Genomic DNA, 24855 nt, shown 5'->3' on the forward strand with positions numbered 1-24855 from the left:
GCTGGCCGGGTCGCCGGGTTCCAGGTCGCCGATGCCGAAGTCGGCGGTGGTGGTGGGGTGCTGGGGAATGGCGGGTGTCTTCCGGTGGTCGGGTCAGCGCCTGCGGACGGGGGCCCGGGGCTGTTCGGCGGCGGTGCGGGGCATCGCCGACCGGGGAGGCGGCACGGTGCGGGCGCTGCGGGCGAGGGCGGCGGCGCGGCGGTCGGCGGCGGGGTCCAGCTGCTCCGCCGCCCGGGCCTTCAGCCAGGCCAGGCCCTCCCAGGCGTCACCCGCCCGGTGCAGGCGCACGGTGTAGGTGCCAGCCTCCTGGTCGCGGGTGACGCGGGCGGCCAGGACCTGCTGGGCGCCGGTGCCCAGGTAGTTGCTCGCGGCGAGGCCGTGCTCGTGCTCCTGGGCGAAGGCGAGGCCGCTGGCGAACAGGGCCGCCGCGTTCGCGCCGTCGTCCGCGGTCGCGGGCTCCAGGCCGGCCAGGCCGAAGTCCGTGCCTTCCGTATCGGGCCCGGTCACCGGCCCGGCGTCTTCGGGCCGCGGGCGGGCGCCGGGGCGGCGCGGGGGGCGGGGGGCGGGGGCGGTACGGCCTCGACTGGGCGGTCCGGTGTGGGGGCGATGGTGCGGGTGGTGGCGGCGGCCGACCGGGCGGCGGCGTAGTGGATCCGGTGCCAGTCGCCGAGGGCGGTGTGCAACTGCGCCAGGCGGTCAAGTCCTTCGATCGCCGCACGATTGGTCGGTTGCCCGCTGTCCGCCTTCCTGCGTTCGAGGCGGTCCATCAAGCCCGCAAGGCCACGGACCATGACCATCATCGGGGCGGAAGCGCCCTGCACGGCGTGGAGCGCTTTGAGAGCGCTCGGATGGTCGGCGACGTAGAGCGCATCTTCGATGGCTGCCGCGACAGGCTTCTGCGGGTGCTCGGGCTCAATGGCGTGGACGAACTGGAGGGCAGCGGTCCACACCGGCCACAGCTCGCGGGCGGTCTCGGTGGTGGCCTGCTGGTCGATGTCGTAGCTGCCGCTCCGGGTGAGTAGCCGCGCGTCCTGGAGGCGGCGTACGTGGTCGCGCAGCTCGGCGGCGTCCATGCCCTCAGTGGCGGGACCTTCCGCGGGGCGGTCGGCGACGGGGATCTCGTGGTGGCGCACCGCGAGCAGCACTCGGGCGGTACCTGGCGGCGCCAGTATCCGCAGGGCCTGCTGGGCTTCGGTCAGGGGCGGGGTGGTCAGTTGGGCGTCCTCGGGTTCGGGCCGGTGGTCCTCGGCGGTTCTGGTTCTCAGCGGTGCGGGGTCGCAGCGGCTGAGGTCGCGGTCGGTCGGACGGCCGCGGAGGTGGCGGGGCCGACGGCGCTGTGGGCGGCGGCGGCGCGGGTTCGGGCGGCTGCGGCCCGGGGGTTCCCGTCCGGGGCGGGGACCGTCGTCGCCCGGTACAGGTCGATCAGGGCGCTCAGGTGGCGGTGCCGGTCGGCGCGTTGGGCCATGCCCTGGCCGAGCGAGGCGGGGACTGTGAACACCGGTACGTCGCTCGGGTGGAACTCGCCGCTGCCGTCGCCGAGGGCAACTTCCTGGAGACGGACACGAAAGGCGTCCAGGCGTTGAAGCGCGTAGTCGGCGTCGGAGCGCACGTCCTTGTGTGCCTGGTCCAACTGCGCTGCGGCCTCGGTGATCTGCCGCACGAGCTGACCGGTGGCGCCTTCGCCCGCACCGGGCAGGGCGCGGATCCGGTCCACCCCGAAGGCATGGTGGACCGTGCGGGTGCCGATCTGGTGCGGCAGGAGCGGGCCTGGGGTGTAGACGACGGTGTACGGGGAGCCCGGGTCGAGGGCCACACGCAGGCGTTCCAGGCCGTCCAGCCACTGCTCGCCCTTCTCCTGCCGTCCGATGCGGGCCCAGGCGTCCATGTCGCCCTGCACGTCGGACAGCACGCGGTCGAGCGCGCGGGCCGCCAGCGGGAGCAGGCGTGCGGGCAGTTCGGGGATCGGCTCCTTCGGCCCGTAGCCGGAGGAGAGGGCGTCCGCACCGCCTGGGCACTGGGCGGCGACCAGGGACGCGGCGGCGACGGCCTCGTCTCGCAGGTAGTGGCCTGCGCCGCCATCGAGGTAGCGGACCAGCCGCTCCTCGATGACGGCGTACCGCATCTCGGGAAGGGCGAGGTCGATCTCGTCGCCGAACTCGCAGGCGTGGTCACTTTCGAACGGGCCGATGCCCCAGGTGCCCATAGCGGTGCGTGCTCCTCGGTGGGTGGTCGGCTGCGCTCAGCGTGCCGGTGTGCGGGGGTGCGGGGGTGCGGAGGTGGTCGCCGCGGTACTCACGAGCGCGGCGCCGGGGGCCGGCACTTCGATGGCGGCGCTGGTGCGGGCCTGCGCGGCGTCGCGGCGCTGCGTGTCGGCGGGCGGTGCGAGGGCCTGCCGATAGAGATGGACGGTCAGGCCGAGCTGCTCGAAGGCGAGGTGGTAACGGGCGGCAACGGTCTCGATGTCGCTGCCGAGAGCGCGCAGGAGGCCCCAGGGCTGGATGTCGCGGTGGTCGCCGCCACGGGTGCGGGACAGGCGTTTGATCACCTGGTCGGCGGTGCGTCGCAGTTCGTCGTCGAGCGTGTCGACGCGCTCGGCGTGCCGGTACAGCAGGCGGGCAAGGGAGCGGGGCGCGCCGGGTTCGGGGTGGCGGTCGAGCAGCGTGTCGGGGGCGTGGCCGAGCTGTTCCAGGACGAGCAGGCGCCCGGCGAACGCCGGGGCACCGCCGACCAGCGTGGCGGGTGCCGAGCCCGTGGCCGGCTCAACGGTGGTCATCGTGCCGGCCTTCCTTCCCGGACCGGATCGGCGCTGAGTGTCTGCGCCGCCGCAACGGACGGGGATGCCGCCTCCGCGCGGGCGATTCCGGCAAGGGTGGCGTGGACCCGGGCACCGGCGGGCGTGAGGCGAACCTTCTGCCCGTGGTACAGGGACCGGCTCCGGTCGTGCTCGACGAGCTTGCGGTCGAGCAACCAGGTGACGGACACGGAGCTGACGCGCATTCCCGGGCTGATGACGCGCTGGCCCTGCCGGATGCTCATCGAATGGACGGTGACCTCGCCGCGTGCGACGGCGTCGAGAGCCAGGCGCTGGGAGGGACTCAGCTTCATCGGCCGGGACGGTTCAGCCGGACCGCGCTGCCGCGTGGGCGCGCGGTCCGGTGCGGCGGGCTCGGCCGGCATCCGGGCGGCCAGCAGTTGGTGCAGCCCGATGAGCCGCTCCAGTCTCTGGTGGGGCTCCGCGCGGCGTGCGCACAGGAGGTCCAGCGCGTGGGCGCTGGTGCCGATCACGCCGGTGGTCATCGGTATGTCGGCGTCGAGGCCGTCGATGACGCGCTGCAGGTCGCCGCGGAGGCTGCGGGCCTTGTCGACCATGCTCTGCTGGACGTGGTCGAGGCGGCGCGCAACACGGAGGACCTCGGAGGCCGAGCTGGCGAGCAGGCCTCCTTCGTCGTCGTGCCCGCCCGGTATGTCCCTGAGGCGACCGACACCGAACTCCTTGAGCACCATCGCGGCGCCGATCATCGTCGGGTCGGTCGACGCGGGTGTGGGAGTGTCGGAGGGCTGGTTCACCGCGTGGCCGTCACTCGGGCGCGGACGGCGGCGAGTCCGACCTCGACGGCTTCGGCCAGGGTGTCCACCAGCGGGGCGCCGGCGGTGGCCAGGCGCTCGGGGCAGTGCAAACCGCCGGTGTGCAGCACCGGGACGGCGCCGACCGCGCGGGCGGCGACCGCGTCGTCGGCGCTGTCGCCGATGACGATGACGCCTGCCGGGTCAATGCCGGGGCCGAGGGCGGCGAGGTGGGCGGCGAGCGCTGGCGCCTTGGTGGAGACGGAGGGACCAACGCGGCCGTCGATGCGATCCATCAGCCCGGCGATGCCGACCTGCTGCACCTCGTGGATCAGCCGCTCGTGTGGGGCGAGGGAGAGCAGGGACTGCCCGATCCCACGGGCTCGCAGACCCAGCATCACCTGCCGGATGCCCGGACGCAGCTTCACCGGGCGCTGGCCGAGCACGGCGAGGAACGCGGCGTCGTTGCTGGCCCACTCCTCGTCGCTGATCGAGCGGCCGAGGAGGTGGTCGTAGAACGAGCGGATCGGCACCCGGTGCTGGGAGCGGTAGGTGTCGATGCTGACCGGCCGGCCACCAAGGGTGGGGAGCGTGGCGTTGAGCGCGGCGACGTGGTCGCCGAGGTCGTCGCGGACGGTGCCGTTCCAGTCCCAGACGATGCGGATGCGGACGGCGGTGGTGGTGCGGTGGGTCAAGCGGACGTCTCCGTAGGCGTGTTGGCGGGGGTGAGCAGGTCGGTGCGGGCGAGGACGACGGCGGCGGCCAGGGCCGCGGCCAGAACCGGCAGGACGGCGAGGGCGGCGGGGCCGTGGTCGGCGAGCCGTCCGGCGGCGGCGGTGCCCAGGGCGTGGCCGACGCCGATGACCGCGATCATCCAGGCGGCGGCCTCCGTGGTGGTGCCCGGTGGTGCCAGGCGGTCGGAGAGGATGAACGAGATGGCGAGCATCGGCGCGAGGTAGAGGCCGGGGCAGGCGCTCAGGGCCACGGCCACCGCCGGAGCGGTGGCGAACAGCATCGGCGCGAAGCACAGCGCGTACCCACCGGCGGCGAGGACCATCTGCCGCGACAGTGGGACGGGCCACGGGGACCGGGCGTGGACCAGGCCGCCGATCAGGCTGCCGACAGCGAGAGCTGCGGGCAGTATCCCGGCGAGCCAGCCGCTGGCGTGCCGGTCGGCGAGGGTGATGGCCAGCACGTTGAAGCTGCCGAGGTTCACGCCCAGGGCGGCCATGGCCAAGAGCAGCAGCAGCAGGCCGCGTGAACGCAGGGGTCCGCTCCAGTGGGTGCTGGGTCGCGGGCGGGGCTTGCACCGGGCGGGCTGGCGGGTGGCGACGGCCAGGGCTCCGGCGGCTCCGGCGGCGGCACACACGGCCAGGGCCGCGGCCGGGGAGGTGAGTTGGCACAGCGCGGTGACGGCGAGAGGTCCTGCGACGAACACCATCTCCTGGCTGGTGCTGTCGAGGGTGAACGCGGCGCGTTCGTCCTCGGCGGCGACCAGGCGGGGCCACATCGCGCGCAGCCATGGCTCAAGTGGCGGGGTCGCCGCTCCGGCGAGCACCGCGAGGAACGCGGCGGCTACCGGCTGCGGGGTGCAGCCCAGGACGGCGAGTGCGGTGAACGAGGCGGTGCTGACCGTGGCCGAGGCGGCGACGACGGGGGCGGTCCGGGTGCGGTCGACGAGGCGTCCGAGCAGTGGCTGCCCGATCGCGCTCGCCAGGCCGTAGAGGGCGGCGAGGGTGGCGCCCAGGAGCAGCGGGCCGTCCTCGGCGCGCACGGCCAGCAGGAGTGCGATGGGGGCCATCGCGGTTGGCAGACGTCCGATGAGGGTGCCGACGAGCAGGGGCGTGACGTGAGGGGTGGCGAGGACTCGGCGCAGGCCGGGCGGGTGCGGGTCGGGGTGAGTCACGGGCTCCGGGAGGGAAGTGTCGGACGAGTGGCGGCCGGTTGTGGGGCGGGCAGGGTGGTGGCCGGGGCCGTACGCAGGAGGCACGCGGCGGCGCCCAGGTGGGCGGAGGCGCTGGTGAGCAGGATCGCGCCGCGCACCCGGCCGGCCTGGACGAGTCCGGCGATGTCGGTGACGGGCCGGCCGGTGGCGAGCTGGTCCAGCACGGTGGCCATGGAGCCGCTCGCGGACAGCAGGCAGGACAGGGCCGAGTGGATGCGGGCGAGCGCGCGCAGGCGGCCGGTGGTGGCGGGGTCCGCGAGGGCGACGACGGCGGCGGCGCTCGCGGTGGCCCTGGCCTGGTGGACGAGCGTGCTCAGCAGGTGCCGCCCGAGCAGGCTGGCGGGGTCCGGTGAGTGCAGCGGGAGGTCGAGCGAGCGGGCAAGGGCCTGGATCTGTTCGCTCTCCTCGACGAGGTCGGCGACGAGGCCGCCGGTGGAGCTGGGCGGGGACGTCAACGGGGCCTCCGAACGGGCCGGTCGGCGGCCGGCGGGGTGAGGATCCGCACGCCTTGCGGTGCGGATCCGGCCGCGGGCGACGGGCCCGCGGAGGTCCGCACCGCCGCGACGGAGCGGGCGTTCTCCGGTACGACGTCGAGGTCCTGGAGAAGGTCGGCCGGGACGTCCCCGAGGCGGCGGCGGGCCGGGGCGGGACTGGCCAAGTAAGACAGGAGGGACTCCGTGAGCAGGTCCGGGATCGCGGCGCCGCTGACCTCGGCGTCCCACTGGAGGCCTCCCGGGTGGCCGGCGACGACGCGAAGGCTCGGCTGTCCGGTGTCCTCGTCCCGGCCCCAGCTCACGTGGGCCAGGGAGTCGGGCGAGGCGCTGCGGAGGGTGCCGTCGTGGTGCGTGCCGCTCCATCCGGCCTCGGACAAGCCTTCCAAGGCGGCGTCCGGGTCAGCGTCCGGCGACCCGTGGGCGGCGTGTTCGACGAGGGCCGCGACCGCGTGGGCGAGGACCTCGTCGGGCGCGGCGGCGCTGAACCGTGCCTGCCAGTTGGGGCCGCTCGCCACCAGCCGGTCCGCCGTACGCACGCTCCTGGCGCTGACGGTCACGACGGTCGCGGTCGGGGGGTGGCGGAACTCGGCGCCGTCCGGTTGGGACGTCCTCCTCCACAGGGCGGCCGACAGGGTGCGCAGGGCCATGGCGGTGAAGCGGGCGGTGGCCGGCGCGAGGTAGGCGGGACGGACCTCCACGTACGTCCGGGCGAGCCGAGCGGGCACGGCGGTCGGGTACGGGAGCGCTGCGGCAGCCAGCCGGGAGGCGGGCAGCGGGTCGAAAACTGCGGGGGTCGCGTTCATGTCGCCTCTCCCCGGTCAGCGCTGGCGCGCGGACGCGGAGTTGGACACCAGCGGGGCAGGCTGCGGCGCCGGGTGGTGGCTGAAGGCCAGAGCGGTGGTGACCGACCGCACCGAGGCGGCCTGGGCCCGGCCCGCCGCCTGTGCGGCCGGCGAGGGCTGCCCTGCAGCGGGCGCGCTGACCGGTGAAGGGGTCACGGGCGCGATGGCCGCGACACGGACGGGCGCCGAGGCAGCGGGGCGGGCCGCGGGCGCGGGCACGTGCCGATCGGCCCAGCGGGCGAGGGCCTCCAGCGGCTCCATCAGGTCTTGGCCCGCCTGGGTGAGGGCGTACATGTAGGCGTGGCGCTCCCCCGAGCGCTCGACCAGGCCCGCCTCCTCCAGCTGCGCCAGCCGGCGGTAGAGCGCCGAGGGGTGCGGGCCGTCGGCGGGCAGGACCTGGTCCTGGATCTCCGACGGGTACACCGGCTCGCCCTCGGCGGCCAGCGCCCACAGGGTGGCGACGGTGTGGGTACGGTTGAGCGAGGCGAGGGCCTGCTCGGTGTAGGCGCCCATGCCAGTACCGGACTCCGGAACCGCCTGGTGGGCGGATGCCCAGCGGGTGAACGGCATCTGGATCCGCAGGGCGTCGCGCCCGGCCGCGGTCAGGCAGATGACACTCGCCTGACCGGATCGGGCCTTGGACACCAGGCCGCCCGCCTCCATCGCCGTCAGTCGGGGGGCGAGCCGGGAGCCCATCCACGGCATCGCGTCGGCGAACCCCTGGATGGGCAGTTCCCCGCCGTTGCGGTCCAGCGTGCGCAGCACCGCGACGGTGGCGGGCGGGCCGAGCACGGACATGGCCTGCTGCACCTGCTGGGCCTGGGCAAGATCGTGCACGATGGAGGTAGGCATCAAGGAGTCCTTCACGGGTGGTGGAGCGGGATGGTGGGCCCGGCGGCGGGTCAGGCGGAGAAGCGGCCGGCGGTGAGCAGTTGCAGGCGGCGAGCGGCCGTGTTGTAGACCTCGTGGCCGCTTCGCGCTCCGGCGGCGAGCAGGTAGATCTCGCTCGGATGCGGCGACAGGGGCCGGGCGGGGCGCTCTTGGTAGACCAGGCGCCACCGCTTGTCGTCGTCGAGGCAGAGCTTGCGGCAGCCGGTCAGGTCCCACGGGCCCCGCCGGTCCAGGGCCGTCCCGCGCTGCTCGGCCCTGACCAGGGTGCGCAGGTGGGTGACGGCCGATTCCTGGACGGCGGGCGGCAGGCGGTCGAGGTCGGCGAGCGCGGCCGGGTGGGCGTCGAAGCCGAGGAGCACGGCGGTGGCGGTCACGGGCGGGCTCCTTCGGCAGGGTCAGACGCTGGTCCGCGGCTCTCCGGGGACGGGCAGCGAGGTGGGGTCGGTGTGTGGCGGGTGGGGCAGCAGGCGGTGGTGCGGGTGGTCGGGGTTGGTGGTGCAGGCCCCGAACGGGCCGTCGGGGCTGCGGAGTTTGAGCAGCAGAGGCTCCAGGTGGTCGCGCTGCCACACGCTCGGGCCGGTCGCCCCGGAGCGGGAGTCGGTCAACTCCTGCCAGGCCAGCCAGCAGTGGTACATCCGGGCGACCGCCTCGTCGTGCTCGGGCCAGCGGACGCACCAGGGCCGCCCGGAGGTGATCTCGGCCCCGAAGGCGCCCAGCAGGATGTGGTCCACCCAGGGCGTCATCGTGCGGATCTCCTCGGCGAACGCGTCGTCGTCGAAGGCGAGGATCGTCAGCGACGTGCCTTCGGCCTCGGCCTCCGCATCACCGTCGGCCTCGCTGAAGGGCTCCTCGATGTCCAGGAGATCGTCGTCCTCCTCGTCGAAGTCCTCGGCGAAGTCCTCGGCGAGCCGGTCGGTGACGACGGCGAGCGAGTCGCGTTTCGCCTGGAGCGCGGCGAGCGTGGCGCGCCACTCGGCCACGGTCTCATCGGTGACCGTCTGACGGCCCGGCGGATCGTCGGGATTGGAAAGGGACAAGGGCTGCTCCGAACGTCGGGGAGGCGGGGCGACGTCCCAAACAATGCCCTCTCCCCCTGTCCTTGTCCGGGGGATATCAGGTGGGGTATGCAACCCCGTTTCTCACACGCAAGGAATTCGGTGATTTCCGCACAGGGGAATTCCCGGCGTGATCAACTTGAGTGCAGCAGCGGCTTGTTGGGGGACCACGCCGTTCCCGAGCGCGGTCAGTTTCGCCGACCTGGAAAGTCCTGTGATCTGCGTCACCCAGCCCTTTTCGAGGCCCATGACCCATTCGACCAGTTCGGGCGACAGGCGGCCCCGGGAATCGAGCGGATCGGGCGCCGGACGGGTTTCCCGCTCCCAGCGGGCGATGGCCGGACCGTACTCGCCCCAGCGGCTCAGCCCTGTGGCTCCGTCCACATCGGCAGCGCCTCCTGCGGGATCGCCGGGACGCCAGGATGTTTCGGGGGGCTGGCGGGGCTCGGGCCGCCGGGGGCCAGCCGGGCCGCCGCGCTCGACATCGTCAGGTCGCCCTTCGAACCGCGTTGGTTCGGGCCCCCCTTCGTCCCGTCGGTGGCCCTCGGCGTCGGAAGCAGGTGCTCCACCAGGTCCGAGAGGTTCGGGCCGTGGCCGCCTTCCCTTCGCCGGTCGGGGTGCTGCGAGCCCCCGATCGAGCCCAGGTTGGAGGTGGGGGTCAGCAGCAGCGTGACCACATGGCTCAGGTCCTCCCGGCGCGCATCCGGGCCCTTGAAGTCGCGGGCCCGCGGTGTCGGCAGGCCACGCGACGGTGTTATCTGGACAGGTCGCCCGAATCGGTGACTGTGCGTACTGCACTCGGCGCATAGGGTTCCGGCTATGCGTGTGGTCAAGGTGGTGGATGTTCGTCCGGGGCAGCCGCGGGTGCGGCTGGTTGATCGGACCGGCGAGCCGGTGGTCGAAGTCGACGGGTTCCTGCAGCTGCTCGCGGTGCGGGAGTACTCGCCGAACACACTGCGGGCCTACGCCCATGATCTGCAAAAGCTCTTCTTGTTCCTTGAAGGGGCGGGGCTGACGCCGTCGGACTTCACCCCGGCCCGGGCGATGGACTTCTTGCATTGGCTGCGGCTTGCTTCGTCTTCCCGACGAGCCCAGAGGCTGGAGTTGGCCGTAGCGACCGGCCAGGGGCGGGTCCTGTCGCCGAAGACGTGCAACCGGGTCTTGGCCGCGGTCTCGTCGTTCTACGAGTTCCTGATCGCCAGCGAGCAATACTCGGGCCGGGAGAATCCGATCGTGAAGGTGCTCGACCGGGCAGCCGCGCGGGTGCCAGACCGTTACCGGCCGCCGTTGAGCAATGCGGCCAGGCAACGTCCGGTCCGAAGAGTGCTGAGGGTTAAGACAGTTGAGGCCGTTCCACGTCCGATGGCCGCTGAGGTCTACGGCGCACTGCTGGGGGAACTGCGTAACCGCCGCGACCGGGCCCTGTTGGAGGTGATGTGGGAGGGCGGCTTGCGGCCTGGGGAGGTCCTGGGGCTGCGGCTGGAGGACATCTCCTACGGCCAGCGACGCATCACGGTCCGCAAGCGGGACGATCACCCACGCGGGGTGCAGCAGAAGTCGCGCCGTGACCGCGTCGTCGACCTCCTGGAGGGGCGCGCGCTGCCGGCGCTGAACGACTACGTGATGCGGGAACGGCCCACCGATACGGACAGCCCTTGGGTGTTCCTCGTGGGCGGCAAGGGCAAGCGCCGTGGCGAGCCTCTGAGTTACGACGGAATGGTGCGCATGTTCGCCAGGGCCGCCGAGAGGGCGGGGGTGCGCGATGCATGGCTGACACCCCACAGTCTGCGGCATACCCATGCCACCCGGATGTTCGAGGGTGGCATGCGGGAGCTGACCCTGATGACCAGGCTCGGCCATGCCACACCGGACTCCATGAAGATCTACACACGCGTCAGTGATCCAGAGGTCGTGAAGGACTACCGCCTGGCGATCGGGGAGCAGAAGGCATGAACTCGACTGCTCCACTGCTGGCTTCATCGCTCTCCTCCGAGCCGCGAAGCTCGCGCCACTGCCCGGAGAAGGAGTACGCGAACTTCGTCGCTGCTCTTCCAGTCAGCGAGGCATGGCGCCGCAAGCACGCCAACTACCATCTTCGCTTCCTGCGGACCTACCCCGAGCTGGAGGACTGGTTCGACCAACCGTTGCGACAACGGCTCGGCTGGCGGACCGGAGAGGACCAGAACCGGCGGAACGGCCCTGAGCTCGACTTCGACTCGACGTTGGGCTGGATCAACTTCAACGCCCGCCACTACCTGACCTACCTCGCGCTGACCAGCCGTCTGCGCCTGGACTGGGGATGGCTTCTGGGAATCGGTGTGCTCAAGCCGTTCCTGGTCGCCGACCAGCTGGGCCTGCCCCTCAGTCGGCAGGCGAGCGACCTGCGCGAACGACTGATCGCTCTCGGGCACGTCCGGGACGATGCGACGTTCCGCCTCTCCTGGGCGCTGGTCAGACTGGTCCTGCATCGCGGCGACCCCGACCTGAGCGCCATCACCGCCGACGACGTCGACCGGATGCGCGAGGCCATCAAGAACCTCGACGAGATCCCCGGCATCGCTGACGTCATCGACCCGTCCCGATGGCCAAGTAGCAAGAGCGCATGGGGAACCAACGCTTACCGCGCCGGGATGGCGCTGTTCCATGGCGGTATCACCGATCGGCCTCCCGCCCGGCATGGCGGCCTGCCCCGCCCTCCGCTGAGCAGCAAGCCGCGTATCGCCGTCGTCATGGAACGATTCCTGGCTGAACGAGCCTTGGTCTTCCGGCCGGAGAGCATGAGCAGCGCCAGAGCCGGCCTTCGCCGACTGGGCCTGTGGCTGGACACCGAGCGCCCGCACATCGACAGCCTCGCCCAGCTGAACCGCGCCGACATGGTCGCCTTCATGGAGTCGGTCCACCGACTCCGGAAGATCAAGCACCCTGATCAGCCGATCGGCCCGGCCTACCGGGCCGGCATCATCTCCGCGGCCGCGGTCTTCTTCCGCCATGCCGCACTCGCCGAGTGGGATGACGTCCCGGCGCGACCGCTGATCAGCCACGCGGACATGCCCCGCCGGATCGAGCGAGTCCCGCGCTTCATCCCAGAGCACCAGCTCGAACCAGTTATGGAGCAAGTGCGCACTCTGGCCTGCCCGTTGCAGCGATGCGCGCTGCTGGTCGCGCGCTGGAGCGGAGCCCGACGCACCGAGATCCGCAAACTCCACCTCGATTGCCTCGACGCCTACCCGGACGGGACGCCCCGCCTTCGGCTGGCTGCCGGCAAGGCGCTGAAGGAACGAACCGTCCCGCTGCACGAGGAAGCCGCCGAGGCGATCCGTGACCTGGTCAGGCTGCGGGAGGCCCAGCCCGACCGGGGCATCCTGGACGCCGATCTGGGGCGCCCGGTCCGCTACCTCTTCCTGCGAAACGGCGGCCTCGCCCACCCCGACTACCTGTTCGCAAACCCACTCGGTGAGATCTGCAGCGAGCTGACGATCCTCAACGGCGACGGCAAACCGGCGATCCACCCTCACCGGTTCCGCCACACGCTGGGCACCCAGCTGGCCGAGAAAGGCGCCCGGATGCAGACCATCATGAAGGTCCTCGGCCACAAGAGTCCCGGCATGTCGATGACCTACACCCACATCTCGGACCCGACCGTTCTGGCCGACTACCAGGCTGTCCTCCAGCCCGGCGCGGTGATCGCCGGCCCCCTCGCCGAGACCCTTCGTGCCGGAAGGCTCGACCAGGACGCCCTGAACTGGCTCAAGACCAACTTCTACAAAACCGAGCTTGAGCTGGGCCGCTGCATGCGCCTTCCCCAGGAAGGCCCCTGCGAGTGCGACCTCTACCTGAGCTGCGCGAAGTTCATCACCACCCCGCAGTACGCCCCGCGGCTCCGCGACCGCCTCTGCGTTGAACAGCAGCTCGTCACAGATGCCGAAACGCGCGGTTGGGAACGCGAGGTCGAGCGCCACCAGCGCACCGCTGATCGCATTCGAGAGCTCCTCAACGACCTCGGCGAGCCGCACATCACGCCTCCGTCCGGCGAGGCTTGAATGCGGAAACCCCTGGTCAGGGGCCGCCGACAACGCGAGGATGCCCTCATGCGCTTTCCTCGTGCTTCCGACCCCGAATTGCTCGACGTCATCGACCGCTACGTCAAGCCGACGACACAGGAAGTCGGGCGCTACCTGCACCTCCTGCACGCCAACTTCTCGCGGGACGAGGAAAGTGAGCGCACCCCGTTTCTCCAGTCGCTGAGTGCTGCCGCCCGGAAGATCACCGACGAGGAACTCGAGATCCTGCTGGAGAGCGAATGGCGCTCCCGCCTGACTGCGGCTTGGCTGATCGGCTTCGACCGGCGTGAGCACTTCCGCGACATCCTCGGTGACCTGCTCCTGGCCAGCCAGTTCTGCTTCTCCGGGCAGGGCTACTGCTTTGCCCTCGCGCAGTTCGGCACCGAGGAGGACGCCCTGCACCTGACGGCCTACCTGGACCGCTACCTCCAACGCCCCGACTGCCAGTACGACCAGCACTGGGCCATCAGCGCGCTCCTCCACATCGACAGCCGCACGGGAATCGAACACGCCGCCCGTTTCCTGGCCCCTGGCGGCCTCTGGGACCAGTGGAACGAGGCCCAGTTCAGGCCGTTGGCGCCGAGCCAGTTCATCGACGAACTGTGCGCACTCGCGGACCAACACACGTCCACCAACGACACGCCCGAGGCCACTGAGTAGCAGCCACCCCATCGGGCGAATTCTCCCGGCGAAGAACTCCACATTGTCCAGATAAACGAGGAAGACCCGTTCACGTCGGTGAGGGGCTCCGACTGCGCTGGCAGGTAGCACCTGCCAGCGCGCATCGAACCCCGCGTCGGCCAGGTCGCCGAGAACGGCACCGAGTGCCCGCAGATGATGTTCATCGCCGGTGTCTCCCAGACACCACGGGCAGAATTCCACGTCGCAATCGGCTGCCGAGCGAGCGGGGGTGGAGAGCAGTCCGCGGACGTTTTCAAGAACCACCATGCAGGGTCGGAGAATTGAGATGGCGCGGGCGATGGTGTGCCACAGGCCCGAGCGGGTGCCCTCGGCCAGGCCGAGGCGGGTGCCGGCCACGCTGACGTCGGTGCAAGGGAACCCGGCGGCGAGCACGCACACCGGCTCGACGGCGGTGAAGTCCACCTCAGTGATGTCGCCCAGGTTCGGCACCCCGGGCCAGTGGCGCTCCAGGATCGCGGAGGCGGCCGGCGCCGGGTCGGCATGCCAGGCGACGGTGCCGCCGAGGACGGCCTGGATGCCCAGGTCCAGGCCGCCGTAGCCGGAGCACAGCGAGCCGATGCGCGGGCCCGGCGGGCGGGCGGTCACCGGGTGCGCCCTGCGGCGACGGGAGCGGGCGTGCCCGGCGGCCGGGGCCGGGAGCGGGCGGTGCTGGCGGCCTTGGCTCCGGCGGGACGGGAGTTGAGGTCGCGCAGGACCTTCGGCTCGGGTCCGTCGAGGTGGCGGGCGACGCTGAGCAGCGCCTGTGCGGCTTCCTCCAGCGCGGCGGCCGAGCCGGCCAGCGCGGTGCGGAAGGTCTGCAGTTCCTCGGGGGTGGCATCCTTCGTACACGATTGGAGCTGGGCTGCGGCCACCAGGGCCGGGGCGGCGATCAGGGCGGCCCGGGCCGTCAGCGTGCCGGCCCAGGCGAGGGCGGTGGTGGTGCGGGTGTGGGCGAGGCGTTCGGCGGGGCTGCTCTCGGCGTCGTGCGACGCAGGGGGGCTCCAGGTCTCGCGGACGACGTGGGCGTGGGTCTCGGCGAGGGTGGTCAGCCGGTCGGTGACGATGTCGACCTCCGGTGTCCCGGGGCGCTGGGAGAGCCGGGCGAGTTGCTGGGCGGTGCCGCGCAGCAGGGTCGCCGTGCTGGTCAGGCATTCGGCCTGGCTGACTGGTGCGAGGTACAGGAAGTGCTCCGGGGAAGTGGGCCCGGTCGCGAGTGGTCAGCGACGGCAGGCGGTGCGAAGTGGCGCGCCCCGGCGAGCCGGCGGCAGGGGGCGGCGGCGAGCCGGGGCGCGGCGGATCAGCGGGTGGGCGACGCCTTGGGCCTCGGTTGGTCGGCGGGCGCCGCTGCCGTAGGTTGGGCCGCGCCTGCCGGTCGCAGCGCGGACCGGAGGCGGGCGGCGGTGCGGCGCACCGCCCCGAGGTCGTTCGCGGTGGCGGGCGGCTTGTCGGAGGGGCGCCCGGCGTGCAGGCGCAGGTGCTGGGCGGCGGCGTGGAGGTAGCCGCCCGCCTCCCGGTACAGGGCCTCGGCGTGCTGGAGGTGGGCGGCGCTCGGCGGGCGCGCCTCCCCGGCGCCGGCGAGGACGAGTTCGAGGACTTCGCCCAGGCGCTGGGTGCCGGTGGCCACGAGGGTTGCGGCGCGGGCGGCGGCCTTGACGCTTCGCCGGGAGGCGGTGGCCGCGTCCGGCGCGGCGAACGGGTCGATGGGCCGCACCGCTGCGGTGACCGCCTCCGTGTGGAGGTCGCGCAGGACGGCGAGCTGCGCCTGGAGGAGGAATGCGTCGGGAAGACCGGCCGGGCCGCCGGGCCACGGGTTCGGCCAGTGGGCGCGGGCGGTGTCCACGCGGTCGGTGAGCGCCCGCAGTCGCCGCTGGTGGTCGGTGGTGTGAGGCAGAAGGACTCCGGAGGATCGTGGCCCTCAACGGCCCCGGTGCAGGGGGATGACGGTGGCGCCGCGGGTGGCCGGAGGGCTCTGGTCGATGGTGGCGGGTTGGGCGCTGACGGCCTTGGATCGGGCGCGTGCCGCCGCGCTCTGCGCGCCGCGCAGCCGCGACAGATCGGCGACGGGGGTCGGCGGGGTGGGCGCGAGTTTCTCGGCGGCGTCGCGCAGTTCGCGGGCGGCGCGGGCCACGAGGTCGTCGACATGGGCGACGGTGCTCGCGGCCACGCCCGGGTCCTGGTGGGCCGGCGTGGCCAGGAGGCGGTTCGTGGCGACGGCGAGGCCGGACAGGGCCAGGGCGGTATCGGCGGTCACGGCGGTCAGGGTGGCGAGCAGGTGCCGGTCGGCGCCCGGCTGCGAGACCCGGAAGAGGTACTCGTCGCTGGCGTCGACGGCGATTGCCACCAGGTGGGTCATGGGCCAGGCCGTCTCGGACGGGTGTCCGGAGACGACGGCGGGCAGCAGGGTGGCGCGCAGGGCCTCCAGCCGGTCGGCGAGGGAGCGCAGCGCCGCCGGCGTTTCGGTGTCGGTCAGGGTGCTCCGATCGTCGGGGTCAGCGCCGCACAGCGGTGGTGGCCGGGGCGGCGGTGTCCGCAGTGTCCGCGGTGGCGGCCGGAGCTGGCGTGGAGACGAGACGGGTCCTGCCGGTGCGCCGGGCCGCCGCGCTGGCGGTGGCGGCGGCCTCCGCGGCGAACCCGGACGGCACCATGACCAGCGGCTCGCCCCGGTACCGAGCACGCTCGGCGAGCATCCTGGCGGCCTTGCCGCCCGGGTCGGCCAGCGCCTCCTGCTCTCGGGCGAGTTCGCGCTTGCGGATCCGCGCGAGGCCGGAGCGGGCGTCGCGCAGGACGCCGAGGGTGTGGGTCAGCATGTTGTCGGCCTCGGCGAACTGCGTCGCCACCCGGTCGCCCAGGCCCGGGGAGTAGAAATGGGAGCGGGTCTCGCCCCGGGGCCGGACCTGGTTGGCGAGGTCGCACACCTTGTCGAGCAGGTCGGTGAGCTTGTTCAGGAGGAAACTCGCCCGGGTGGCGGCGAAATTGAGCCCCCAGCCCTCACCCAGGTTCGCCGCGCGCGGTCCGGTGCGGTGCGAGAGCTGGGCGCGCAGCAGGGACGCCGCGACGATGTAGTCCGCGAGCGCGGCGATGTCCTGCGCCAGCAGATCGGGGATCTTGGCGGGCGGACTCTTCGCGGTGTGCCGCAGGTCGCGCCGGATCCGGGCGAGGTTGTCGGCGAGGTCGGCGAGCCGCTGGACGTCCTCGGCCTTGATGTCGCTCATCGGCGCCGACCGGCGGCCGGCAGGAGCGCGCTCTGCCCTGCGGGTACGGCGGACATCGGGCGGGTCCGCCGGGTCGGCGGTACGGGCGGGGTCTGCGATGCCAGGGGCGGCAGTTCCTCACGGATCTCGGCGATCTCCCGCCAGCCGGCCACGACGGTGTTGTGGGCGAGCGCCGCCGAGTTGAGCACCTGGTGGACGAGGGCCTCCTCGCGCGGCCCGGCCGCCTGCCCGGGGCCGGCTTCGAGAGCGGCGGCGCAGTCCAGCGCGTGGGCCAGGTGGCGGTGGATGCGCGCGGCGTGCACGCGACCTGCCCGGAAGGCTCGGGCGGCCGTCTGCCGGGCGGGATCCGGGTCGCCGCCGTCGAGAGCGTCGGCGCGGGTCGAGCAGTGCCGGAACACACTGAGGGCGTTCTCGGCTGCGGTGGCCAGGGCCGCCGAGGTGGGCACGGAGAGGTGTTCGGGCATGGTGGGGGCAGCGTTGAGTGCTTCGGCCACACCGACGAGAACATCGGTGAGCCGGGTCAGTTCGGCGGCGGGGCCGGCGGTGGTGGGTGCGGTGATGACTGGCTCCGAGCGGGGGTGGGGGCTACCGGCGGTGCGAGCCGGCGGGCAGTGCTGCGGGCAGCGAGGCTGCCGCGGCCGAAGGAGGCGCCGCGGTGAGCGCCGGGCGGGCACTCGCGCTGCGGACGACAGCCGCGCGGTGACGCCCGGCACGCGGGGCAGCTAGGTTACGGCCTGCCCGTGCCTCCTCGCGCAGGCCCTCGCCGGCCTCGGTGAGGGCAAGCCGGGTCCGGGACAGGGAGAGGTTCAGCTCGCGGCCCGCCTGTTCCCGGACGTCCTGCCGGCTGCGGCCGTCAAGGCCCTCGACCTCGTGGAGGTGGGCGGCCATGGCGCCCGCCCGGCTGATCGTCGCCAGTGCCTGGCCGACCCTCATGCCGGCGTCGGCCAGCGCCCGGGCTTGCGCCCGCTGCCCGGTATCGGCGTGCGTTTGGGCCAGCGCCGAAGCGGTCTGGAGCAGGTGCTGGTGGTGTGTGCCGATCTTCGCGGCGACATCGGCGAGTTCGGCCGGCGACGGCGGGCCCTGTTCACGGTAGGCGCCGGGTACTGCGGTGATCAGCTCGTCGATGGTGTCGGCGCCGGCGCGCAGCCGGGTGGCCGTCGGGGTCGGCGGTCGTAGTGGTGTCTGGGAGGACAGCGGGGGCTCCTTGGAGGATCTACCGGGCGCGGGTGGCGCTCGGCGTGGTGGTGGGTTCGGTCAGCCGCGCCGGACGGCTCGCGGGCCTTTGCGCGGGGCGGATCGCGCTGCTGCGGCTGACGGCGGCGGCGGCGCAGCCGGCTGCGGGCTCCGGGGGCGCGGCGGTGCGGCGCACGGAGAACAGCTGTTCCCCGCCGTGGTCGGGGGCGGGCACCTCGACGACGAGGTCGCCGGGCCGCAGGTCGCGGGCGCCGATCTGCAGGAGGTCGGCGGCGCGGCCGTGCCAGTCGGGCAGCCAGCCCATGGACTGGAGGGCGTCCTCCAGCGTCATGGAGTGGTTGTCCATCTGCGCGCTCAGGGCCCTTTCGGGAATCTGGCTCAGTCGGGCCCAGTCCGGCAGGCCCATCCGGCGTCCGAACGCCGCCCAGGGGGCGCCGCGGCCGAGGCCGCCTCGGTGGACGGGCTCCTCGGTGATCGCCTGCCTCGCGCTCCAGCCGGCCTCGACCCGTCTGGTGATCGTGGTCGCGGTGGCGTTCGCGCGCGGGTCGACGGCCCACTGGTGGATGGCCTTCGTCTCGCCGAACGCCGTGAGCGGCGCCTCGCCCTTGGCCGATCCGGGGCCGAGGGCGAGAGCGTCGCCGATGCTCAAGTCCTTGGTGACGACGCGGTTGTAGAGCGTGTGGTAGGTGGTTCCGATCTGCTCGGCCCAGCCGCGCAGGGTCATCGTCCGCCCGTTGTGCGTGTACTCGGGCAGCGTCTGGTCGTGCTTGTCGGTGGCGATGGCCCGCTCCGTCTCCCAGCCGAGGGCGAGTCTGGTGCGCAGGGCTTCTTTCCGGACCGCGCAGCGGGGGTCGGCGGCCCAGTCACGCAGGCTCTTCGTCTCGCCGAAGGCGGTGAGCTGGCCGCGGGCCAGTTCCCAGTTGTAGCGGTCGCGGCGGGTGTCGGGGGGAACGGCGCGACGCTTCTCGTCGGTCAGCGGTTTGCTCCTGGTGGCGGGGCGTCCCGGTGCCGCCTCGTGCGCGGGCGAAGGGGCGGCGCCGGGACGAGAGGTGGGAACGGGTTCAGTGGCGTTCAGTGCATGCTCCTGACGGGCGCGCGCGGGGAGGCCGCCTGCTGGGCCGGGGATGGTGGCGCGGCGGCGCCGGTGTCGGGGACCGGCACGAGGGTGCGGGCGCGGGCGGCGCCGCGGCGGCGCTCGGGTTCGGGCTCTCCCGCCTCGGGCTCCGCGCCGCCGGTGACCGTGCGCCAGCGCTTGTGCACCGCCCCGGTCTCCCGCAGGGTATGGAGGGCGAAGCCCAGGAGGCGGGCGGCGGGGACCGAGGCGTCCAGGCTCAGCAGGCGTACCGCGCCGGCCGAGCCGGTGGCCGAGCGCAGGGCGCGGGCCCGCAGGACCTTCTCGGCCCAGTAGCCCGGATCGCCGGTGAACCCGGTGCGGGTGAGCGCGCGGACGGCGTCGGCGGTGATGTCGCCGCCGGCCAGTGCGCCTCGGTGCTGGACCTCCCACAGCACGGTCAGCGGGTCTATGGCATCGCCGCGCCGGCCGAGGGCGGCGAGTGCCTGGTAGACGGCCCGGTGTCCGGGGTCCAGGAAGTCCGCCGGGTGCAGCCACGTGGTGATCTCCGCCAGCTCGCCCGGGACGGCGGTCAGGGCGCCGAGCAGCGCCTGCTCGTACCGACGGGTCTCCTCGACGGTGCGCTCCGCCAGCTCCAGCGGCCACGGCCCGGGGGCGGGACGGGGGCGCTCGTCCACCGACCCCCAGGCGTCGACGAGCCGGCTGATCGCGGCACGCAGGTCGCGGGTGAGGTGCAGCGTCGCGTCGATGTCGCCGGTGCGGGCGGCGGCGTGCAGCCGGTGGGCGCGCTCGTGCACCTCGCGGCGCACCGCGGTCTCCAGCACCATCCGGCCGTAGGAGGCGGCGTGGGCGGGAACGGGGCAGGCCGCGATCAGGGTGTGGCCGTACGCGGCGGTGAAGCCGGGGCTCGCCGCTGTCGTCGCCGCCGTCGCCTGCGTCACCCAGGCGAGCTGGTCCTCGGCGCGGTCGGAGGCGAGGGCGCGGTGGCCGGCCTCCTGCTGGGCGAGCAGCGCCTCGTACAGGGCGGCGTGCGCGGGCCGGTAGAAGTGGGCCGGCCGAAGCCAGGCGGACAGCAGTCGGAGCTGGCGCGGCGCGAGGAGAATCGCACCGAGGACGGCCTGCTCGGCCTCCATCTGAGCATTCACCACGACACCCCCCGCGGGCGCCGCCCCGCAACACCGGCCCAGCAGGCGGGAGCGGTGACGGACACGGCCGCCGTCCCCCGGCACAGGTGAACGGCCCCGGCCGGATGACCGGCCGTCCCGCCCTCAGGCGCGTCGATCGTGTTCGTCATGGGCCTCCTGAAGGCGGCGCGGCACGCAGGTCAGCGGCCAAGGCGGGCGACGGACGGCGCCCGGACCGGATCCGTGATGGCGAGGGTGAGCGGAGTGGCCGCGTCCCCGGCACGTGCGTGCGCCGGGGAGGTCGCGGCGGCGGCACGCGCCCGAGTGCTGTCGGGAGCCGGGACACCTCCCGTACGAACCGCCTCGGCGGTGTCGGCGAAGCGGCGCCAGGCGTACTCGCCGCGCACCGATGCCCAGGCGCCGGCCCGGGCGGTCAGCACCGGGGCGAGGGCTGCGACCTCGTCGCCCGGAACGCGCCCGAACGCGAGCAACGGTCCGCGCCCGGACCACAGCTCCAGTTGCCAGTGCTGGCCGAGCTGGAACGCCTTCACGTGGGCGTCCGAGTTGTCCGGCTGGAAGAGCCAGAAGCTGTGCTCCTCGCTCCAGCCGGGCCCGGCGAACGGGGGCGTCGGCACCGCCGGATCCGGCGGGCGGGTGCCGCAGTCAGCGATGTCGAACAGGTCGGTCAGGGGCCCGCCGTCGAGTGCGGCCTTGACCAGACGCAGCACGTCGGCGCCGTCCAGGCCCTCACGTCCGTCGAGGACGCCGATGACACTGCCGAGCGTCCGCAGGGTATGGCGGGCCCCGTCGGGGTCGATCAGCTCGGTGGCGGGCCCCGCCTCCTTGAGCTGGAAGGCGACCCGCACGGCGGCCGACCGAAGCCCGTCCACCTGGGCTGAATCGGGCCGGTCGGGCAACTTCTGCGCACGGTAGAGGAGTTCGTCGAAGGGCCGCATGTGCTCACGCACCCGGTCCTGCGCGTAGCGGTCGGCGTGGCCCTTGAACGCGGCAACCGCGGCAGCGCGGACCTGGTCGTCGTGCTTGCGTAGGGAGGTGAGCAGGCCCATCAGGTGGTCGCGGGTGTCGATCTGCTCGCGCAGCACCGACTCGTACGCCGTGTTGAGCAGCTCCAGGTCGGACAGGCCCGCAGTGGGGTCGCCGTGGTACTCGGCCTGCTCGCGCAGGGACGCGACGCGTGTGGCGGCAGGAGTGTTCCAGATACTCACGCGTGGACACCTCCTTTCGAAAGGGGTGGTCAGACGGCCGGGTCGCCGCTGCGGCAGGAGTACGGGGAGCAGCCGTCGGCCGGCCCGAACTCGGCCTCGTCGGCCGCGAGCCGCTCGTCGAGCGCGAGTTGCTCGCGGCGGGTCAGCTTGTCGATCGGCGCCTGGGACAGCGGAACGCGGGAGCGGTGGAGGTATGCCTGGCCGAGCAGCGGGTTGCCGTCCGCGTTCGCCCGGGCGTTGCCGGCCCTGATCTGGGCATCGAACTCGACAACGTCCGCCCATCCTTCGGGGTCGTTGTCGCGGATCTCCCGCCACTGGGCGTTGCCGTGGAACGGACACCCCAGGCAGCTGCTCTTCGGCGTGGTCTCCAGCCCGTGCTCGGCCAGCATGCCCAGGCAGTCACCCCGGGACAGGCCCAGTTCGATCAGGGGGAACCGGTTGCGGGTGTATTTGACGTCGGCGTCCTTGGCGCGGTGGAATTCGTCGGTGCTGATGCCGATCCACTGCTCGGCGAAGATATCGGCCGGGATGCGTGCCGGATACGGGTATCCGAGGATTTCCCGGACCTTCTTCTTGATCGGTGAAATTTTATATTCGCCGGTGCACTGACGGCGCGTCATCCCAGGTGAGCCGTCCTGATTGAGGATGTAGAGCGGCATGCTGGCGAAGCGGTGGGCCGGGTCCAGGGCGTCGCTTCTAATGTTCCCCGAGGAGACCCGCAGGATCGGTATTCCGGCAGGCTCAGCTATTTCGCTTTCGACACGGTCGAGATGTTCGTAGACCTTTTTCGGTTCCCATCCGGTGTCCGCGAAAATCGCGTAGTCGAGCTTCGGAAGCTCGCCGAGGGCGGACAGTAGGAGCAAGGTGGTCGACTGGACCCCGGCGCCTAGCGAGAGCGTGCGCAGCGTCGGGGTAGCGGGCGCGGCGCCGGCAGTGGCGGGGCGGGTGGCGGGCAGGCGGCTCATGCGGCGGCCTCCGCCTTGGCCTTGGCCCGCTCGGTGATCGCCGCGGTCTGCCGCGACGACGCCTTGCCGATCTCGCCGGCCCCGGCTTCCTTGTACCAGGGCCGCAGCTCCAGCATCGCGGGCTTGATCCCGGTCGCGAGGAGCAGCGCGGTGCCCTTCGGCAGGGCGCGGATCTGGTCAGGGGGAAGGATGCGCTCCTGGCGCATCGAGGTCGAGGTCGAGCGGCCGGACTCCGAGGTGGAGTGGGAGACGCTCTCGACGTCGTGCTCGCCGACGAGACGGCTGAGCTTGTCCGCGAAGTCGGCGTCGTCGATACCGGAGCCGATCATTTTGATCGTCGCGGCGGACCACATGGCGTCCATGCCAGCCTCGCCCCAGCACTTCTGGCCCTGACGGTAGGACTGCAGGATGGTGATCGGGATGACGCCGCGCGAACCCAAGTGCGAGTACAGGTCGGGTAGGTCACTGATCTTGCACACATTCGCGGCCTCGTCGAGGATCGCGAGCAGCGGCGGGTCGAGCCGACCGCCGTCACGCTCGGCCTGCACCACGGCGGTGCGCATAACGCTGTCGGCCGCCGCCGCGATCAGGGCCGAGGCGCTGCCGCCGCCGTCCTTGGACAGCAGGAAGAGGGTGTCGCGTGCGGTGACGAACTCGGAGGGGCGGAACTGCGGCAGCGTCTCACTGGGGGTGACCCAGACGGCGATCTTCGGGTCCAGGAGGCAGGCCGCGTACTGGCGGGCGGTCTCGTAGATGCCGTCGCGGGTCTCGACCGCGCCGGACACAGTTCCCTGCAACTGGGCGGCGATGGCGGTGAGCCCGTTCGCCTTGAGGAGGTCGATCGGGGTGCGGTCGGCGGGCTGGGCGAGCCAGCCGAGGACATCCGTGATCGGCCGGCTGTCGGCGCCCGCCGCCAGGAACAGGGCGGTCAACGTGTTGGCGGCGGCCGTGGACCAGAAGTCCTGCTGGTTGGAGGCGTCGACGGAGGCGGTGACGAAGTGTCCGGCGAGGCGTCTGGCACCGGGCAGATCGCGGGCGTCGGCGAGGGGATCCCACCACATCGCCTGTTCGGTGTGGGCGATCTGCTGCGGGTCCATGACCCATACGCGTCCGGCCTCGGCGCGTGCGTCGAAGGTCACCGTGAAGGCGTCGTTCGCGGCCTTGTTGGAGGTGAGCAGGACGGGGCCGGGGGCGGCCAGGATGGACGGGACGGCGAGCGAGGTGGTCTTGCCGGAGCGCGGGGCCATGATCGCGACGGCCACGTCCTCCCAGGACGTGCGGACCTCCGGACCGCCGCTACCGAGGTTGCCGAGCAGGATGCCCGTGTCCTCGGGACGGATGCTCCCGGGCTTGGCGCCGGCCAGGCTCGGGCGCAGGCTGCGGGCCTTGAGCGTGACCTCCTTCGGCAGGAGGACGGCGAGGTCGCGGCTGGTGGCGAGCCCGGTGCCCTTGGAACGGCGGTGTCGCAGCCACAGGCGAAGGCCCAGCACGGCGAGGGCGACGGCGGCCGTTGCGGGGACGACGCGGGCGCCGATCAGGAGCGGGAGGCCGGTCAGGTCGGGCCACAGCTGCTGCGGGTGGAGGGCCGCAGTGACCGGTTGGAAGAGCGACCACGGACCGTGGCCGGCAAGGAGGTTGGTGGTGTTGCCGCCGATCCACGCGAGGGATCCGTAGGCGACCAGGGCGAGGCCGGCGCCGATCAGGGTGTAGAGGAGGGCGTCGGTGCCGGGGGACGAGGACGGTGAGGTGGGGGAAGCGGAGGGCAGAGGGGGGTCCTTGCAGGAAGCTCAACCACGCTCCGGGACAGCGTGGTTGGCGTGGTGAAGCCGGACCGCGGCCCGAGGTGGCGCGGTCGGCGGGGAAAGCCCGCACAGCGGGCTGGTGAGGGAAGCGGCGCACCGGGCGGTAGGAGCGGCGACGGCTCGGTCAGCGCCTCGGTGCCTCTGCGGTGCGGGCGAGGCCCGCGAAGCCGCTCTGGTGTACGGCGGCAGGCCCGGTCACCCGCACCGTCGGCGACGAGGCACGGGCGGCGGCGGAACGGGGGACGGCAGTGCTCACGGTGGCAACCCGGCGGGACTCGAAGTCCAGGAGCTGGCAGACCGCGTGGGCACGGGAGATGTCGCGCTCCAGGCGCGGCGGGCGGCCGTCCGCCCGGGCCATCGGGGCGATGATGCGGATCTCGTGGCTGTCCACACGCAGGGCCAGCCATCGGCAGCCGTCCGGGTCACCGTCGGGGGCGACGCCGGTGGCGGCCAAGACGCGGCGGGCCGCCTCGGCCCACCGGGCGTCGCTCAGTGCGGGCGAGTCCGGGTGGGCCCGCAGGGTGCAGTGCCACACGTCGCGGGAGCGGCCCGGGCGGCGCTCGCTCTCCGGGCGCAGCCGGGCGAGGTCCTCGTCCAGGTCGGCGGCGAGGGCGTCCAGCTGAGCGCTGCCCAGCGGCGGCAGCTCGGGGACGGGTCGCCACGAGGCGATGATCCGGGGCACGGGGGCGCCCGGGCGGTGGCGGGCCTGCTGCTGCGCGGAGGCGAG

General features: G+C 73.0%; 28 protein-coding genes and 1 pseudogene. 3 read left to right on the forward strand and 26 right to left on the reverse strand.

Features of this window, described 5'->3' with window-relative positions:
* Positions 1–93: 93 nt before the first annotated feature.
* The 13 genes from ACFVUH_RS08295 to ACFVUH_RS08355 form a co-directional block, all read right to left on the reverse strand.
* Positions 94–507, reverse strand: a complete 414-nt coding sequence (locus ACFVUH_RS08295; RefSeq protein ID WP_387911950.1) for a hypothetical protein — start codon at positions 505–507, stop codon at positions 94–96.
* On the reverse strand, positions 504–1145 hold the full coding sequence (locus tag ACFVUH_RS08300; protein ID WP_387911951.1) for a hypothetical protein: 642 nt from the start codon (positions 1143–1145) through the stop codon (positions 504–506). The genes ACFVUH_RS08295 and ACFVUH_RS08300 overlap by 4 nt, the downstream gene beginning before the upstream one ends.
* A 116-nt stretch (positions 1146–1261) precedes the next feature.
* Positions 1262–2203, reverse strand: coding sequence for a DUF4259 domain-containing protein (locus tag ACFVUH_RS08305; protein WP_387911952.1), 942 nt, complete (start codon positions 2201–2203; stop codon positions 1262–1264).
* A gap of 36 nt (positions 2204–2239) precedes the next feature.
* Positions 2240–2773 (reverse strand): hypothetical protein, encoded by a 534-nt coding sequence (locus ACFVUH_RS08310; protein ID WP_387911953.1) that lies wholly within the window; start codon positions 2771–2773, stop codon positions 2240–2242.
* Positions 2770–3567, reverse strand: coding sequence for a hypothetical protein (locus tag ACFVUH_RS08315; protein WP_387911954.1), 798 nt, complete (start codon positions 3565–3567; stop codon positions 2770–2772). The genes ACFVUH_RS08310 and ACFVUH_RS08315 overlap by 4 nt, the downstream gene beginning before the upstream one ends.
* Positions 3564–4259, reverse strand: a complete 696-nt coding sequence (locus ACFVUH_RS08320; RefSeq protein ID WP_387911955.1) for an HAD family hydrolase — start codon at positions 4257–4259, stop codon at positions 3564–3566. Before ACFVUH_RS08320 ends, ACFVUH_RS08315 begins: the two co-directional genes overlap by 4 nt.
* A complete protein-coding gene (locus tag ACFVUH_RS08325; RefSeq protein ID WP_387911956.1) occupies positions 4256–5554 on the reverse strand; it encodes an MFS transporter in 1299 nt (432 codons plus the stop codon). Before ACFVUH_RS08325 ends, ACFVUH_RS08320 begins: the two co-directional genes overlap by 4 nt.
* Entirely contained in the window at positions 5467–5964 is a 498-nt protein-coding gene (locus ACFVUH_RS08330; RefSeq protein WP_387911957.1) for a hypothetical protein, read from the reverse strand. Before ACFVUH_RS08330 ends, ACFVUH_RS08325 begins: the two co-directional genes overlap by 88 nt.
* Positions 5961–6806, reverse strand: a complete 846-nt coding sequence (locus tag ACFVUH_RS08335) for a hypothetical protein (protein WP_387911958.1) — start codon at positions 6804–6806, stop codon at positions 5961–5963. Before ACFVUH_RS08335 ends, ACFVUH_RS08330 begins: the two co-directional genes overlap by 4 nt.
* A 15-nt stretch (positions 6807–6821) precedes the next feature.
* Positions 6822–7697, reverse strand: coding sequence for a helix-turn-helix domain-containing protein (locus ACFVUH_RS08340; RefSeq protein ID WP_387911959.1), 876 nt, complete (start codon positions 7695–7697; stop codon positions 6822–6824).
* Positions 7698–7747: 50 nt separating this feature from the next.
* Positions 7748–8110: a hypothetical protein gene (locus ACFVUH_RS08345; protein WP_387911960.1), complete on the reverse strand. Its 363-nt coding sequence runs from the start codon at positions 8108–8110 to the stop codon at positions 7748–7750.
* A 21-nt stretch (positions 8111–8131) separates the two neighbouring features.
* Positions 8132–8773, reverse strand: a complete 642-nt coding sequence (locus ACFVUH_RS08350) for a DUF4913 domain-containing protein (RefSeq protein WP_387911961.1) — start codon at positions 8771–8773, stop codon at positions 8132–8134.
* 102 nt (positions 8774–8875) lie between these two features.
* Positions 8876–9175 carry a hypothetical protein gene (locus ACFVUH_RS08355; RefSeq protein ID WP_387911963.1) on the reverse strand — a complete coding sequence of 100 codons (300 nt, stop codon included), beginning with the start codon at positions 9173–9175 and terminating at the stop codon, positions 8876–8878.
* Positions 9176–9610: 435 nt separating this feature from the next.
* Between ACFVUH_RS08355 and ACFVUH_RS08360 the strand changes: the two genes are divergently transcribed.
* The 3 genes from ACFVUH_RS08360 to ACFVUH_RS08370 are packed head-to-tail and all read left to right on the forward strand — an operon-like array spanning position 9611 to position 13512.
* A complete protein-coding gene (locus tag ACFVUH_RS08360; protein ID WP_387911964.1) occupies positions 9611–10744 on the forward strand; it encodes a tyrosine-type recombinase/integrase in 1134 nt (377 codons plus the stop codon).
* Positions 10741–12831, forward strand: a complete 2091-nt coding sequence (locus tag ACFVUH_RS08365) for a tyrosine-type recombinase/integrase (RefSeq protein ID WP_387911965.1) — start codon at positions 10741–10743, stop codon at positions 12829–12831. Before ACFVUH_RS08360 ends, ACFVUH_RS08365 begins: the two co-directional genes overlap by 4 nt.
* A 48-nt stretch (positions 12832–12879) precedes the next feature.
* Complete coding sequence (locus ACFVUH_RS08370; RefSeq protein WP_387911967.1) at positions 12880–13512, forward strand: DUF6000 family protein; 633 nt, start codon at positions 12880–12882, stop codon at positions 13510–13512.
* A 105-nt stretch (positions 13513–13617) separates the two neighbouring features.
* On the opposite strand, the pseudogene ACFVUH_RS08375 reads toward ACFVUH_RS08370, so the two are convergent.
* The 13 genes and pseudogenes from ACFVUH_RS08375 to ACFVUH_RS08435 form a co-directional block, all read right to left on the reverse strand.
* Positions 13618–14139, reverse strand: a pseudogene (locus ACFVUH_RS08375) (DNA cytosine methyltransferase); the annotation flags it as partial.
* Positions 14136–14405 carry a hypothetical protein gene (locus tag ACFVUH_RS08380; RefSeq protein WP_387911969.1) on the reverse strand — a complete coding sequence of 90 codons (270 nt, stop codon included), beginning with the start codon at positions 14403–14405 and terminating at the stop codon, positions 14136–14138. The gene ACFVUH_RS08380 and the pseudogene ACFVUH_RS08375, both read right to left, overlap by 4 nt.
* A 425-nt stretch (positions 14406–14830) precedes the next feature.
* Positions 14831–15373, reverse strand: a complete 543-nt coding sequence (locus ACFVUH_RS08385; RefSeq protein ID WP_387911971.1) for a hypothetical protein — start codon at positions 15371–15373, stop codon at positions 14831–14833.
* A 75-nt stretch (positions 15374–15448) separates the two neighbouring features.
* A complete protein-coding gene (locus ACFVUH_RS08390) occupies positions 15449–15874 on the reverse strand; it encodes a hypothetical protein (RefSeq protein ID WP_387911973.1) in 426 nt (141 codons plus the stop codon).
* Between the two features lie 148 nt (positions 15875–16022).
* A complete protein-coding gene (locus ACFVUH_RS08395; RefSeq protein ID WP_387911975.1) occupies positions 16023–16745 on the reverse strand; it encodes a hypothetical protein in 723 nt (240 codons plus the stop codon).
* Positions 16742–17239: a hypothetical protein gene (locus ACFVUH_RS08400; RefSeq protein WP_387911976.1), complete on the reverse strand. Its 498-nt coding sequence runs from the start codon at positions 17237–17239 to the stop codon at positions 16742–16744. The genes ACFVUH_RS08395 and ACFVUH_RS08400 overlap by 4 nt, the downstream gene beginning before the upstream one ends.
* 91 nt (positions 17240–17330) lie before the next feature.
* On the reverse strand, positions 17331–17678 hold the full coding sequence (locus ACFVUH_RS08405; protein ID WP_387911977.1) for a hypothetical protein: 348 nt from the start codon (positions 17676–17678) through the stop codon (positions 17331–17333).
* Positions 17679–17958: 280 nt separating this feature from the next.
* Positions 17959–18663: a hypothetical protein gene (locus tag ACFVUH_RS08410; RefSeq protein ID WP_387911978.1), complete on the reverse strand. Its 705-nt coding sequence runs from the start codon at positions 18661–18663 to the stop codon at positions 17959–17961.
* 347 nt (positions 18664–19010) lie between these two features.
* Positions 19011–20159, reverse strand: a complete 1149-nt coding sequence (locus ACFVUH_RS08415) for a DnaB-like helicase N-terminal domain-containing protein (RefSeq protein WP_387911980.1) — start codon at positions 20157–20159, stop codon at positions 19011–19013.
* Positions 20160–20335: 176 nt separating this feature from the next.
* A complete protein-coding gene (locus ACFVUH_RS08420) occupies positions 20336–21361 on the reverse strand; it encodes a hypothetical protein (protein WP_387911982.1) in 1026 nt (341 codons plus the stop codon).
* A 29-nt stretch (positions 21362–21390) separates the two neighbouring features.
* Positions 21391–22224, reverse strand: a complete 834-nt coding sequence (locus ACFVUH_RS08425; RefSeq protein WP_387912329.1) for a hypothetical protein — start codon at positions 22222–22224, stop codon at positions 21391–21393.
* Positions 22225–22322: 98 nt separating this feature from the next.
* The gene (locus tag ACFVUH_RS08430; protein ID WP_387912330.1) at positions 22323–24092 is read right to left on the reverse strand and encodes a type IV secretory system conjugative DNA transfer family protein; all 1770 of its coding nucleotides are present in this window, start codon (positions 24090–24092) and stop codon (positions 22323–22325) included.
* A 160-nt stretch (positions 24093–24252) separates the two neighbouring features.
* Entirely contained in the window at positions 24253–24810 is a 558-nt protein-coding gene (locus tag ACFVUH_RS08435) for a hypothetical protein (RefSeq protein ID WP_387911983.1), read from the reverse strand.
* Positions 24811–24855 lie beyond the last annotated feature (45 nt).

Origin of the sequence: Kitasatospora sp. NPDC058032, from assembly GCF_042885845.1 — a bacterium.
In the GTDB taxonomy this organism is placed as follows: domain Bacteria; phylum Actinomycetota; class Actinomycetes; order Streptomycetales; family Streptomycetaceae; genus Kitasatospora.